The 13,779-nt window shown below is 62.5% G+C and carries 12 protein-coding genes; 8 read left to right on the top strand and 4 right to left on the bottom strand.

Annotated features, from left to right (window positions below; translation table 11 throughout):
• Positions 1-159 precede the first annotated feature (159 nt).
• The 6 genes from EET10_RS12535 to EET10_RS12560 all read left to right on the top strand — a co-directional run bounded on the left by EET10_RS12535 (position 160) and on the right by EET10_RS12560 (position 8,448).
• On the top strand, positions 160-1,419 hold the full coding sequence (locus EET10_RS12535; protein ID WP_036400968.1) for a nucleotide sugar dehydrogenase: 1,260 nt from the start codon (positions 160-162) through the stop codon (positions 1,417-1,419).
• Positions 1,416-2,435, top strand: a complete 1,020-nt coding sequence (locus EET10_RS12540; RefSeq protein ID WP_036400966.1) for an NAD-dependent epimerase/dehydratase family protein — start codon at positions 1,416-1,418, stop codon at positions 2,433-2,435. The genes EET10_RS12535 and EET10_RS12540 overlap by 4 nt, the downstream gene beginning before the upstream one ends.
• Positions 2,436-2,464: 29 nt before the next feature.
• Complete coding sequence (locus EET10_RS12545; RefSeq protein ID WP_036400964.1) at positions 2,465-3,955, top strand: glycosyltransferase; 1,491 nt, start codon at positions 2,465-2,467, stop codon at positions 3,953-3,955.
• Positions 3,956-4,108: 153 nt separating this feature from the next.
• A complete protein-coding gene (locus EET10_RS12550; protein ID WP_063467764.1) occupies positions 4,109-4,552 on the top strand; it encodes an Rv1352/Rv1906c domain-containing protein in 444 nt (147 codons plus the stop codon).
• A gap of 318 nt (positions 4,553-4,870) precedes the next feature.
• Entirely contained in the window at positions 4,871-6,745 is a 1,875-nt protein-coding gene (locus EET10_RS12555) for a hypothetical protein (protein WP_244601926.1), read from the top strand.
• A 188-nt stretch (positions 6,746-6,933) separates the two neighbouring features.
• Positions 6,934-8,448 carry a glycosyltransferase family 87 protein gene (locus EET10_RS12560; protein WP_036400959.1) on the top strand — a complete coding sequence of 505 codons (1,515 nt, stop codon included), beginning with the start codon at positions 6,934-6,936 and terminating at the stop codon, positions 8,446-8,448.
• Positions 8,449-8,499: 51 nt separating this feature from the next.
• Here the strand turns inward: EET10_RS12560 and EET10_RS12565 are convergent, their stop codons facing one another.
• Together EET10_RS12565 and EET10_RS30805 are read right to left on the bottom strand one after the other, a co-directional pair.
• The gene (locus tag EET10_RS12565) at positions 8,500-9,006 is read right to left on the bottom strand and encodes a GtrA family protein (RefSeq protein WP_051490363.1); all 507 of its coding nucleotides are present in this window, start codon (positions 9,004-9,006) and stop codon (positions 8,500-8,502) included.
• A gap of 214 nt (positions 9,007-9,220) precedes the next feature.
• Positions 9,221-10,129: a class I SAM-dependent methyltransferase gene (locus tag EET10_RS30805; RefSeq protein ID WP_063467765.1), complete on the bottom strand. Its 909-nt coding sequence runs from the start codon at positions 10,127-10,129 to the stop codon at positions 9,221-9,223.
• Positions 10,130-10,265: 136 nt separating this feature from the next.
• Here EET10_RS30805 and EET10_RS12575 point away from each other — a divergent pair, with 136 nt between their 5' ends.
• Positions 10,266-10,448, top strand: a complete 183-nt coding sequence (locus EET10_RS12575; RefSeq protein ID WP_036400958.1) for a hypothetical protein — start codon at positions 10,266-10,268, stop codon at positions 10,446-10,448.
• Positions 10,445-11,332: a glycosyltransferase family 2 protein gene (locus EET10_RS12580; RefSeq protein WP_036400955.1), complete on the top strand. Its 888-nt coding sequence runs from the start codon at positions 10,445-10,447 to the stop codon at positions 11,330-11,332. Before EET10_RS12575 ends, EET10_RS12580 begins: the two co-directional genes overlap by 4 nt.
• Before the next feature lie 186 nt (positions 11,333-11,518).
• Here the strand turns inward: EET10_RS12580 and EET10_RS12585 are convergent, their stop codons facing one another.
• Entirely contained in the window at positions 11,519-12,433 is a 915-nt protein-coding gene (locus tag EET10_RS12585; protein WP_122502190.1) for an NAD-dependent epimerase/dehydratase family protein, read from the bottom strand.
• Positions 12,434-12,436: 3 nt separating this feature from the next.
• Positions 12,437-13,438 carry a glycosyltransferase gene (locus EET10_RS12590; RefSeq protein WP_244601927.1) on the bottom strand — a complete coding sequence of 334 codons (1,002 nt, stop codon included), beginning with the start codon at positions 13,436-13,438 and terminating at the stop codon, positions 12,437-12,439.
• Positions 13,439-13,779 lie beyond the last annotated feature (341 nt).

The raw sequence follows: 13,779 nt of genomic DNA on the forward strand, positions 1-13,779 counted from the left end.
GGAGCCGCGGGGGATCGGCCTTTTGGTTCGTGCGAAATGCCGCGGGGTCGGGCGTTGATCTCGTAGGCTCCAACACCATCTATACAGGCGACGATTGGTTTTGTTATGGTCCAGCACCCTGGACCAGACCGGGAACAGGAAGGGGAGGCGACGGTTCACGTGACGACTCAACCCGCTGAGCGTATTTGCATTGTCGGTGGCGCCGGGCATGTCGGACTACCGTTGGCGCTGGTGTTGGCGGATGAGGGCTTCACCGTCGACATCTTGGACACCAACGCCGAGGCGTTGCGGACCATCATGGCCGGACGGATGCCCTTCATCGAAAACGGTGCCGAGGATCTGCTCAAGCGGCTGTTGCCGACCGGGCGGATCAGCGCGAGCACCGATTCATGGGTGGTCAGGAATTCCGACATCGTGATCTGCGTCGTCGGCACACCGGTCGATGAATACCTGACGCCGCAGGCGCACACGTTCTTTCGCATCATCGACGAGATCAGCCCCTACTTCCAGGACGGGCAGACGCTCATCCTGCGAAGCACGGTCTACCCGGGACTGAGTCAGCGTGTCCAGGATATGTTCGCCGAGCGTGGGATCGGCGTTCACGTCACCTTCTGTCCCGAGCGGATCGCGCAGGGACATTCGATCCGGGAGTTGCGGATCATTCCGCAGGTCATCAGTGGGTTCGACGCCGAGGGTCGGCGGGTGGTGCGCGAGCTCTTCTCGCGAATCACCACCGAGATCATCGAGGTAGAGCCGCAGGAAGCCGAGCTGGCCAAACTGTTCTGCAACAGCTACCGCTATATCCAGTTCGCGGTTGCCAACCAGTTCTATCTGCTCAGCCGCGAAGCCGGGCTCGATTTCGACCGCGTCCACCATGCGGCCACGTACAAGAATTTTCGGGTCGACAGCCTGCCCCGGGCCGGGCTGGCGGCCGGCCCGTGCCTGCTGAAGGACACCATGCAGCTCGCGGCATTCAGCAACAACAATTTCATGCTCGGGCACGCGGCCATGCTCATCAACGAGGGTCAGCCGCAGTTCATCGTCAACATGCTCAAGCGCCGGGTTAACCTGCGCGACAAGACCGTTGGCATCCTGGGTATGACGTTCAAGGCCGATTGCGACGACACCCGCGACTCGCTCAGCTTCAAACTGCGGCATCTGCTGATGCTGGAAGCCAAGGAAGTACTGCTGCACGATCCGTTCTTGGAGGGCAAGGACTACTACCCCCTGGACACCGTGGTGGATCGTGCGGACGTCATCGTGGTCGGCGTTCCCCACTCGGCCTACCGAGGCCTTTCGGTACCGCGTGGCAAGATCGTCGAGGATGTCTGGGGATGCCTCGATGTGAGTGAGCTTGACACGCAAGCGCTCAATGGAGCCCAGTTGGCTACCTTGGGACCGGAAGCGGTGGCCCGGTGAGGATCCTGGTAACCGGCAGTGCCGGATTCATCAACGGCTATGTCGTCGAAGAGCTGCTGCGCGCCGGCCACGATGTCGTCGGGATCGACAATTACTCGAAATACGGGCCGGTCAGGAAAAGCTACGACGACCACCCTCGGTACCACTTCGTCGAGGGTGACGTCAAAGACGTCGACCTGATGTTCCGGCTGGTCGAAGGCTGCGATCAGATGGTGGCCAGCGCGGCCCGCATCGGTGGTATCACCTATTTCCACGAGTACGCCTACGACCTGCTGGCCGAAAATGAGCGAATTGCGGCCGCCCACTTCGACACTGCAATCTATGCGTATCGCAAGGGCTGGCTCAAGAAGATCAACGTGATCAGTTCGTCGATGGTGTTCGAGAACGCCACCGTCTTCCCGACGCCGGAAAAGCACATCACCGAATGCCCGCCTCCGACAAGCACTTACGGGTTCCAGAAGCTAGCCTGTGAGTATTTCGCGCATGGCGCTTACGAGCAGTATGGACTGCCGTACACCATCATCCGCCCGTTCAACTGTGTCGGCACCGGCGAGCAGCGCGCGCTGGGTGGGCATGAAATCCCCAGCGGGAACGTCAAACTCGCGATGAGTCATGTGGTGCCGGATCTGATTCAGAAGGTGGCCAAAGACCAGGACCCGCTGCACATTCTCGGCGACGGTACCCAGATACGGCACTACACCTACGGTGGTGACCTGGCGCGCGGCATCCGCATCTGCATGGAGCACCCGGCCGCGCTCAACGGCGACTTCAACCTGTCCACGCCCGAGGCCACCACGGTGCTGGAACTGGCCGAGGTGATCTGGCGCAAAATGCGGCCCGACACTCCGTTTCGCTACGAAAGCGATCCGCCGTTCGAGCATGACGTGCAGCTGCGCTCGCCCGACGTCCACAAGGCATCGGAGGTACTCGGCTTCGAGGCGACAACTACCCTGGACGCCATGCTCGACGAGGTCATACCCTGGGTTGTCGACGCCGTCAAGGCGGGGACCATCTGACGTGTGTGGGTTGTATCCGCTAGGACGCCATGCGTATCGCGGGTGAGCCCGATCTTCAACAGCTCTACCATAACCGGTTCGGCCATGCCCGGGAAGCGCGATCGGCCATCTGGGGCGTGCTGGTCCGCGACTTCTTCCAGGCATGGATCAGGCGCAGCGACACGGTGCTGGACTTGGGTTGTGGTTACGGCGAATTCCTCAACCAGGTGAGTGCCGCCCGCCGGATCGGCGTCGATCTGAACCCCGACAGTGCCGGCATGCTCGAGGCCGGCGTCGAGTTCCACCACGGTAGCGCAGACGATCTGAGCTTCCTCGAAGATGACTCGGTGGATGTGGTCTTCACCAGCAACCTGCTCGAGCATCTGCCGAGCAAGGTCGAAGTCGAACGCACCATCGCCGAGGCCCGCCGGGTGCTGAAACCGGGTGGGCACTTCATCGCCATGGGGCCCAATATTCGCTTCGTCGGCGGCGACTACTGGGACTTCTGGGATCACACCGTGCCGATCAGCGACCGCTCGCTGATCGAGCTGCTGGAATCCAACCAGCTCAAGATCGTCGATACCTATGACCGGTTCCTGCCGTACACGTCGAGGTCGCCGTGGCCGCAGGCGCCGCCCTTGGTGCGACTGTACCTGCACTCCAAGATCATGTGGCCGGTCTTCGGTAAGCAGTTCGTGATCCGCGCCCGCAAGGCCCGGGCAGCGGCCGGAAGCGAGCGGCTGGTGAGCGTGGTCATCCCGGTCTACAACGAGGGCGAGAACATTCAGATCTGCGTCCGCAGACTCGCCCAGGCGCTCGCGGACATGCCTCATGAACTGTTGGTCTGCTATGACTTCGACGAGGACACGACGCTGCCGGCGCTGGCGGCCATGCCCGACAAGCCGGCCACCGTCCGACTGGTCCGCAACTCCATCGGCAAGGGCGTGGCCAATGCGCTGATCGCCGGCTTTGCCGCGGCCCGGGGTGATGTCGTGGTCACCAGCATGGCCGACCTGTCCGATCCGCCGTCGGCAATTCCGTTGATGGCAGCCAAGATTCGCGACGAGGCGGCCGACATCGTCAGCGGGTCCCGGTACATGCCCGGCGGCTCCCAAACCGGGGGACCGCGGATGAAGACCCTGATGTCACGCACGGCCGGGCTGAGCTTGCATTACCTGGGCCGGGTGCCGACGCATGATGCCACCACCAACTTCCGCGCTTACAGCCGCCGTTTCCTCGACGATGTCCCGGTGGAGAGTCTGCGGGGGTTCGAAGTGGGGCTGGAACTCACGACGAAGGCGCACCTGTTGGGCTATCGGGTCGACGAGGTACCCAGCAGCTGGGAGGACCGCACCGCCGGCACCAGCAAGTTCGACTTGGCGGGTTGGCTGCCGGCGTATCTGCACTGGTACGGGCTGGCCATGCGGCGGCCGATGTTGCGCTGGACGGGCGGTGGGCTGGCAGCGATCGCAGCCGCACAGCTTGTGCGCCGTCATCGACTGGGCGACTCTGACGAGAGCTCAGCGCGAAAGGCCCCGTAGCTGAAGTGAATTGGAGCTAACCCAGAGGCGTGCTAACGGCGCCACCTACCGCCGTGTCATGCCAGTAATGGCTCGTTTTTTCCAGCTAAATGGTCAATTGTTTTGGCAGAAAGTGGCCATATACCTACTTGGCTCCGTCTACACTTCATCTGCATGAAGCCCCTTGCAGTGGTTGCCGGTGCGCTACTGCTTTCAGCGTGCGGGGGAGGTACGAACACCACAGCCTCGACGGTGACCATCACGCAAACTGTCACGGTACAGGCCACCGCCCCGCAAACGGCGGGTGATCTCAAGCCGCCGCCACCTGCGGGTTCCAAGACCGTCATTGACCCCTTCGGCACATATACCGGTGTGATCGACAGGGACGGCACCTATCTGGTCGGAATGGACATCATGCCGGGGATGTATCGCACAGCCGGTGGGACGATATGTAATTGGGCGCGGCTGCGTAGCCTTGATACCAACGACGTCATCGATAGCTGGAAGGGCAGCGGTCCGCAGCGAATCCAGATCCAGGAGAGTGACACCGCGTTCTTGACGCAAAACTGCGGTACCTGGCAGATGGTGCATGTCCCGAGCGTCACGGGACTCGGGTGACGATCCATTCCAGGGTGAGCGGGTCGCGCTGTGCCTCAACCAGTTGGGTATGTGCCTATGGCCGTTGATGCGGCCCGCGAGGCGGGCCTCACAAACTCTGATGAGAAGTGTGCTGGAAGCTCGCCGCACAACTCGGAGACGAGCTGCCCGGAGCGAAGCGACGAACTCCTTGGAGATCGTCGCCCCGGTCGACCCAAAGCGCAAATTCTTCTGGATTCATTGTCGGTGTGCCGCAGTCGGGTGAGCAGGGCCTCGGGACGAGTCGGAACATGGTTCTCGACGACGACATGGGGCTCCGCCTTGTGGCAGCGAGCTCTGGTGGCTGTCATCGCTGCTGTCATCTTCTGGCCACAACCATCGGTCGACCCTAGCGTTGGGCTCGATCCGTCGTGGCAGGCTGGGCTCGCTCTGGCCCGAATTGACCATATTGCGTGGGGTCGCGAATTGGTATTCACGTACGGGCCCCTGGGCTTCCTGCGAACCAGCGCCTATTACTCATTCGAGCAGTCACTGCTCGCCACGATCTGCCAGGTAATCATCATCGCCGCACTGTTCCTCGGCATCGCGGCAGCCCTGCGCCTGCGCCACTCTCCGCTGACATCGCTCGTCGGCGCGTTCGTGCTGACCGGCATCCTCACCGTCCTGCACCTCGGCCACGGTTTGGCTTTCAGAGGTTTTTCCTCCCTGGAAATGATGTATCCCGAGCTGGCCGTTCTCGCGGCGTTCGTGTGGGCGAGCGTGCCCCTATTGCAGCGCGAGCCCAAGCGATCGACGGTGTTCACGACCTGCGCCGTGCTCGGTGCCGTCGCAGGGTTTCAGCTGTTGATGAAATTCAACACCGGCCTCGCGATCATGGTTATCGCGTTGGCGACGTCGGTGCTGCTCGGTTGGAAAGCTGTCGGCCGGCATTGCGCAACGGTAGCCGCATTCGCGGTGTCCACCCTCATTTGGTGGGTGCTCGCCGGCCAACGACCGGGAGACCTTCCGTCATGGCTTCGGGGCAGCGCCGCGATTGCATCGGGTTACACCGACGGGATGGCGACCGCGCCGCTCCCGCAGTGGGCCTTGCCTTCAGTCGTATTGAGCCTCGCCTGGATGGGTGGGCTCTGCGTGATGTTCGTACGGGGAGGCCACGAGATACCGCGCCGCTACCTGGTGCTCGTTGTCCTCGCGTCGCTGATCGCCGGAAAGGCCGCGTTCGGACGTTTCGAACCGTGGCACTTCGCCATTCTGGTCGGCGTGATAGTTGTTGCGCTGGCCATCACGCCCTGGCCCAGGGCTCGCCGTCGTACGTTGGTGGTGATTGCCCTGGCAGTCGCTTTGGTTGTTGTGGTCGACCTTGGGGGGATCCCCGCTCTGTCCGATCGCGGTGTGTTGGCCATGCAGGCACCGGTGCAAGCGGTGGACCGCATTGTCACGTTCGCCTCGCCCGGTCATGTGCAGCAAAAAATCGAACAAGCCAAGGCACGCCAGCGCGCACTTTATGGCATCCCGGACCGCTTCATCAAGACGATCGGCTCGAGCACGGTCCACGTTGACCCCCACGAGATTTCGGCCGTGTGGGCCTACGATCTGGCGTGGCGCCCGACACTGGTCTTCCAGACATATCAGGCCCTCACGCCCATGCTCGATGCTCTCAACGGCGAATCACTCACTAACGGGCCGGAATTCGTGCTGTCCCGGCTATCGCCGGCCTCGCCCGCCGTCGGCATCGACGGCCGGCTTGGCGTGCAAGAATCCCCGCTGTATTCGCGTGCCCTGCTGTGCAACTACACGCTGAGCGGCATCGAAAACCGCTGGGCGCTATTCAGACACACCGCCCCCCACTGCGGACCGCTCACCAAGCTGTCGGAGGCGTCCATGCGGGAAGACCATGCGGTTCCGATTCCCGCCCCCAGCGCACCGGATAGGGCGGTGCTCGTTGGAATCGACCTGGATCAGACCTTTGCCGACCGCTACTTCCACGGAAAGATCGCTCCACTGAGCACCTTCACGCTCGTGGTCGACGGGGTCACCTACCGCCTCATCGCGAAGAACGCAGCCGAGCCATTTCTCGTCAACACCCCTGCTTCGGTAGCCGACACGAATCTTCAGATCCACGCCCACACCATTGGTGTCGGCCGCACCGTAAACCTCAATGAGCCCTCGGTTACTGCACGACTGCGCTTTTATGAGATGCGCGTTGGACCGTAGGCCGCGGCCCAGGCATGCCGTTCAGAGTGGTTGGTTCCCGGCAGCGGAACGACTGCGATGTGGAGGATCGCTGTCAGCCGATACTCCTCTTTCGCCGTAGCGGGACAACGCGTTCACTATATTGTCTCCGGGGGTAGGCTCGGCAGCTCGCTTTGCTGCAGTTTCGTCCCGAACCGAGGGGAGCACGCGTGAGTCGACTTGTCGAGGTGTTGCGGGGCGCGGTTACCGCGACTCGAGATCAAGCGTTGGCGGTCAGTCGCGAATCCGAACGCACGCTCCTGCTCGGCACCGTCTTGCTGGGGTCGGCGTTATCGGCGGCAGTTGGCTTCGTTCTCGCCCAGTACTACTCCGTCGACGTGCTTACCTCTCTCTTTATGGCCGCCAAGGACTGCTGGCTTGACTGGGGCAGGCAAATGGGCACGCACTGCTTCAGTGACTACGGAATGACCTTGGGATTCGGGATGCGGCCCAATCCCTGGGAGCCCTACCCGCTGCGCTTACCCTGGAACAACTACGAGGCGGGAGGAGGGGCCGGCTATCCGCCGGCGGGGATGCTGCCGCAAATGCTGTTCGGCGCTCTCGGTAAATGGCTGCATGCCCCGCGGCTAGGGTTCTGGGGCTACCAGCTCCTTTTGACGGGTGCAGTCTTTACCCCCGCGGTCTGGGCGGCGCGCGGTGCTCGCGGGCTGGAGCGCGTGGTCGTCTTTGTGGCGTTGGGCGCCCTGGCCATTCCGGTGTGGGGGGTGATCGATCGAGGCAACTCGGTGGGATTCATAGCGCCGATCGGGCTGGTTTTTCTGGTGGCGCTGCGCCGGCAACGATGGGGACTGGTGGCGATCATGGTGGTTCTGGCCACGCTGCTGAAACCACAGTTCGTACTGCTCGCTGTGGCGTTGTTCGCGGCCCGACAATGGCGCATGGGTGGCATCGCCGCCGTCGGGGTTGTGATTTCCAACTTTGTTCCATATCTGCTGTGGCCACGCGACTTTCCGAAAACCATCGCGCAGTCGGCCCGCAGCCTCCTCAATTACAGCAGTTCGGTCGACACGCTCGTGGGGCCGTATAACGTGTCATTCGCGAGAGGAATTTTCTTCATTCCGGATAAGCTCCACGACCCGCAGTGGGGCTATGTATCGAACGGCTTTCTTGATGTCGCCCGATCGCTCATCGGGTATGTCCTGCTCTTGTTGGTCGTTGTCTCCGTGCTGGCTCTCGGGCGACGCATCTCCCCGGTCATGGGGGGCATCGCGCTGTTGACCACCGCGTGTCTGTTTCCCGGCCTGGTATTCAACTACTACCTGGTGTTCGCCCTACCGATCGCGGCGCTGGTGGTCCGCGACCCCGAAGGGCCGCCGGAGTCCGGGATTTTCGACGGGTTTGCGACCCTGGGTGACCGCCGCCGCGTGATCGGCATCTGCGTGAGCCTTGCCGCGGCCCTGTCGATCGTCCGCATCCCGCTGCCCGGCCCGCCGATGATGTCGCCGCTCGCGGGTCAGCTGGGCGTTGTCGGGATCGTCGGCTACACACCGATTGTGCACACCACGGCGGAGTTGGCGCCGCTGTTGTGGCTGATCGCATGCGCGGCGATCATCGTCTCGTATGCGCGAAGACCGGATGCCGGCGCCCAGGCGAATATCCCTGCCGCCACTTCGGCCGTGGGCGAACCCATACCGGCTGCCGTGTCGCCGGGGGACGGCAAGTGAACCGGCCTCTCGTGCTACGAGATCGGCGATGGCTGTAACGGTCGCGCCGCTTTACGTCGGCGAAGTCTCGTCTTGAGCGTCGACGATGTGCACGTCGGCGGCGCCGCGCCGGAAGGAAAAGTACCGGTGGCCAACGTAGTTGAGCGCCAGGATGGGCACAAAGATGATCGCTTGCGCCGGGATGCGGTGCAGGCCCAGCTCGACCAGCACAGTCAGGGCGACGGCGTTGAGGCCAAACGTGGTGAGGTAGACACTTTCGAACCGCACGAGGTCACGCAGTACGTGGCCGCGAACGCGGAACACTAACCGACGATGCATCACGAACGCGAACAGCACGCTCAGTACGTGGGAGATGCCGACCGTCACCAGCGACCCGGCGATCGTGCCGAACCGGCGGTCGACGAAATGGCCCACGGTCTGCGAGCAGGCGACGAAGATGCCGAACCCGACGACGGTGTTGACTGCTCCGACCACTAGGAAAGCTACGCGCTGGTCGCGGACAAGCCGGATCAACGGCCCCGGCGGCGACGATTCGAGCGGCAAATCGAATTCAGTCATCCGACACATTCGAATGGGTCGAGTGAGCCCGGCTCACCCATAAGCGCGTCGGCGCCGCCATGCATATGCCCCTCCCAGTCGATCATTCATGCCATGGCATCGCTCAAGCGAAACGGATATCCCAGCCGTGCCCATGCCATCCCTCACCCTGTTTTCGGAGGGCTCCTCAGCCAAACATGCGAAGTACCCCGTCATCTCGACTCAGGCAACCCGGTCACCCGGGGACGCGCCCAGCGAAGACGGTCTGGGCGCCTGTGCCGTCGTCGGCGACTTCGTAGACCTCGGGCTCGAAGCCCGCCTCGCGGACATAATCAACGATGTCGCGGCCGAACTCGGTGAACGCCAACAAATCGGCCCCCACCGGAATGAACCGGTAAGCTCCGCTACCCCTACCGTGGTAGAGGGGCGGCATCAGGTGCATGATCTCGCCGTCATCGCCTACGCGGGCACGCGCTTCCGTAGTCGTACGCGTCCAGACCACCGGCACCGTGAAGACATGACGTCCTCCAGGCCGCAGCACTCGCCGCGTCTCGGCCAGTGCGGTGCGGAAGTCGGGAACGTGCTCGAGAGTGTCAGACGACAGGACCAGGTCAAAGGCAGCATCGGGGTAGGTAAAGCGACACATGTCTTCGTTACGGACGCCGTCAATGATTTCGCCCAGACGCTGCGGCCCCCGGTAAGCGGAGAAAGACAGCCGCGGCAGCCGACGCAACAGGACATGCAGCGATCCGAGCGAGCCGATCGTGTTTACTTCGGCGATGTCCAGGGCGCGAAACGCCGGATCCTCGATCAGTTCGGAGAACGACCCACACCCGGGCGGACCGTAGAGACCGATGAGGACCTCGGCGATCCGCCTCACTCTCAGGTTGCTGCAGCAAAACCGGCAGAACATGCTCTCGCGCAAGATGTTCGCCCGCGACACGGTGGAATCGGCCCAAAAGGCATGCACGTCGTCCGGGATGGTCCAGGAATTGAAGGCGAACCTGGTATCGGTGCCGCAGACCACGCAGCGGCCCGCTTTGTCGGCGCGTCGGTCGCGCGGCGGGCGCAGGTTGAGCAGCACAGGTCGCCCCACTCGCGCTTTCACCGCCGCCGCCACGCCCGCGGGGTTCAAAGTGATCATGACTCGCTCTCCATTTAGTAAGCGGTGTTTGCGGTGTAGACAGATATTCGTACTATGTTGGTCCACAATCGCGGACGTGCCGCGCAATATGTGAGAAGCCTAGCGCCCGAGTTAGTTAGGAACTAAATTGCTGCCCATGACCGCGGTCGTTGCCCCGGTGCTGCCGGCGGTGGAGGATTTGCCGCCGGTTTTCATCCCGCTGCCGCAACTGGTCATCGTCACGGCGACCGTCGTAAACAGCTGGTCCACTCCCGGGGCGTCGATTCGCCGTGATTCCATCGAATGCCGACCCGCTGAGCAGCGGGAGACAGCGTCGTGACGCCCTTGGTATCGGTGGTCGTGCCGGTTTACAACGGCATCGCGACAATTGATGCAACGATGCAGTCGCTTTTGGCGCAGACATTCCGTGACTTCGAACTGCTGGTTTCGGACAACATGTCCACCGACGGCACCTGGGAGGCCCTGCAGCGTTACACCGTCGACCCCCGGGTCCGGTTGATCCGACACGCGTCTAACGTTGGACCAACGGTGAACTTCAAGACCGTCACCGACCTAGCCACTGGCGAATTCATCAAGGCGGTCTGTGCCGATGACGTGTTGTATCCGGATAACCTCGAGGTGCTGGTGAAAGAGCTAGCAGCTCACCCTTCAGCGGTGGTGGCCGTCAGTTCCAGAGATGTTATCGATGCCACAGGGAGGATCGTGCTTCGCAACCGCGGATTGGCCGGACTCCGCGGTGAAATCGCCGGTCCTGACGCTATCCGGCGCAGCGTGCTCGCTGGCACCAACATTTTCGGCGAACCACCATCGGCCTTGTTCAGGCGCAGGCCCTTTGTTGACGCCGGTGGTTGGGATGTTCGCTTCCCCTTTCTCATGGATCTGGCGACCTACTGCGCGGTGCTACTTCATAGCAACGGCAGTCTTGTCGCGGTACCCCGGCCACTCTGGGCATTTCGAATCAGCGGTGCTCAGGCGAGTGTTGGAACGCAGATACAGTCCCAGGCCGGCGAGGTGATCGGGTTCTTTCGCGCGTTGGCCGCGGAGCACCCCGGGCTGCTCGGGCAGCGGTACCTGGCCGTCGGCAGCGCGCGAGCCCGCATGAACGCTTTCGGGCGCCACGTGGTGTACCGGTGGCTTGGGCGGCGGATGCACCCCGCGCCCCCCGCGGCAGAGGGCCAGCACGACGGCAGCAAGACGCGTTAAGGCTCTTGGGTGGAACCGAAATGCGATACCGTCCATGACCGCTGGGGAATCGAACTCCTGCCCTTCCGTTGCCCATGCACTTCCTGAGGCGACGTGTCCCCGGTACCAGGGGAGCGAATGTGGCAGTCAGCGCGCCTCGAATACCGGTAGGTACTCAGAGAGTCTTCGGTAATCGGCTTAAGCCTACTAGCGCATTGCTTGTTGCCGTAGTACAGACTCGTACACGCGCTTGACTGTCACGGGAAACGGCGTGATTGCCACGCTCTGGAACTCGCGCGGATACTCTGTGCAAAGCCTCAGATCCCGAACGTGATAACGCGAGGACGGGCTGGTCCCGAGTGCGATGCGGACGGAGCGGTGTGCGACCTGTTGTACCGTTCGTAGCACGGTGCAGACGGACACGGGTCGTTGAGACGAGATATTGCGCAGCAACGGCTCCGACGGCTGGTCGCGCACCACATTCTCGACCAGCGCGCACACCATCGCAGCGGCATCATCGACGTATAAGTAGTCGCGCAGTGTCTCCATCGGCACGAAAACGTTCAACGATTGTCGCGTGACCGCGGCTCGACATAGCTGACTGACCAGACCCTGCTGTTTCGCAAGATTCTGACCCGGCCCGGCGAGGTTTGAGAACCGCCCGATGACGAGCGGGACGCGGCCTTGAAGCGTCATCCGCAGGATCTCCTCCTGAGCGAGCTTCGTCTCGCCGTAGGGACTCAGCGGCCGTGGCGTCGTCGACTCACTGAACGGGGGGTGAGTCGACCCGGCATAGACGCCGCCCGCGGAGGATGAGAGAAAGAACGCGCCCTTACCTGCCGGCCGAACGTCTCGCAGCCTTGTGACGAAATGCGACATGATTCGCGTCTCCGCGGCGAGTTTGTCGGCCGTAGAACCGACGACGCCGCTGCCGGCGGCCCAGATGATCGACCAATCGTCGTTGTGGGCCGTTCGGACGAATCGCTTGAGGTCGGCATCGAGCACTTCGACCGCCGCATCGTCATCCTCCCACGGCACCGAAAGGTGGGTGAACGTCGGACCCATCGCCCGCGACACGGCGCTACCGAGAAGTCCGCCGCGACCCACGATCCAGGTAAGCACCCGTCAGTCCGCCGGATTGTCGAAGGTGTCACCGGGATCTCGCACGATGACGTATACGGGCTTGCCCATCGCCATAGTGGCTGAAGCGGCGATGTATTCGGCGATGATCCCCAGGGCGAACAAGGTGGCCCCGCCGACGACAAGCACCGCCACGAACACCGATGTCCACCCTTGCACGGTGATACCGCCGACCAGCTTCTGAATCATGCTGTAAATCGCCACACCAAAACCGAGAAGGGCGAACAAGATGCCCATCATTGACACGAAACGCAGCGGCCGGGTACCCGACGAGATGACGAGGCGCCAAAAATGCGACACCAGGCGACGCAGGGTGTAGGCGCTTGCAGGTCGTCCTTCTTGGCGCATCATCACCGGACAGGTCGACGGGTTGGCGACAACCCAAGAAAGAGCGACATCCAAAAACACGCCCGCACCGGCGTAGGCTGCGACACTTCGTCCGGCCTCGCCGAGGATCAATCGGTAACTGTTGAATGCACTGGGCCCGTCAGACGACACCAGGACGTGCACAAACAACCACTTCGTGATCCGAGACGCCGCGTTGCGCAACACCCCATGCGGCGGTCGATTTCTCGGCGAGGCATACACCAGCTGTGTGCGGTCCCGGTAGGCCGTGTCGAGCAAGTCACCGATGTAACCCGGGTCGTGCTGCCCGTCCTCGTCCATCGTGACGATCCAGTCCCCGCCCGACGAGGTCATGCCCGCAAGTGTGGCCGGATGTTGTCCGAAGTTGCGAGACAACCACACCGGGCGCACCCATTCGTCGTGCCCGGCCAACTCACGAACGACTTCTTCGCTACCGCGAATGCCCCGGTCCCACACCAGGAGCACCTCGTCGACGCGGAACTCACGACCGTCGCGGGTTTGCTGAGTCGAACGCAGCTGCGCAAGCTCCTTCACCACGCCAGGCAAAGTCGCAGCTCCGTTGTAGACCGGGATCACAACGCTGACCGAATCCACACGGCTCAACTGACGGTCACCAGTCACGCGTTGCCTCCCCAACATACGGCTCCAGTGAAGTGACTGTACCGATGGATAAGCGGGTAAGTGATGCCAATTGTGGTTCTTCCCCACGGTTCCGGCCGTCGGGGTGGAGACAGCCGGTGTACATGCCGCGTGTCCCGCTGATTACGGTCCGCGGTGTCGGGCAGCAAGAGTAGACTCATGCGCTCGAAGGCGACCTGGAGTACGAGGGCGCGAAGTATCTAACCGTTGGGGGTCTTTCTTTCTCATTCGTCATCTTGCGGGGCAAGTGTTCAAACGCTCGTGTCGATGTATTGGAGTATATGACTGTCATAATAGAAGGTAACTTGAGTTGCCCTTATGCA

The sequence above is a fragment of the Mycobacterium pseudokansasii genome (genome assembly GCF_900566075.1).
Lineage (GTDB): Bacteria > Actinomycetota > Actinomycetes > Mycobacteriales > Mycobacteriaceae > Mycobacterium > Mycobacterium pseudokansasii.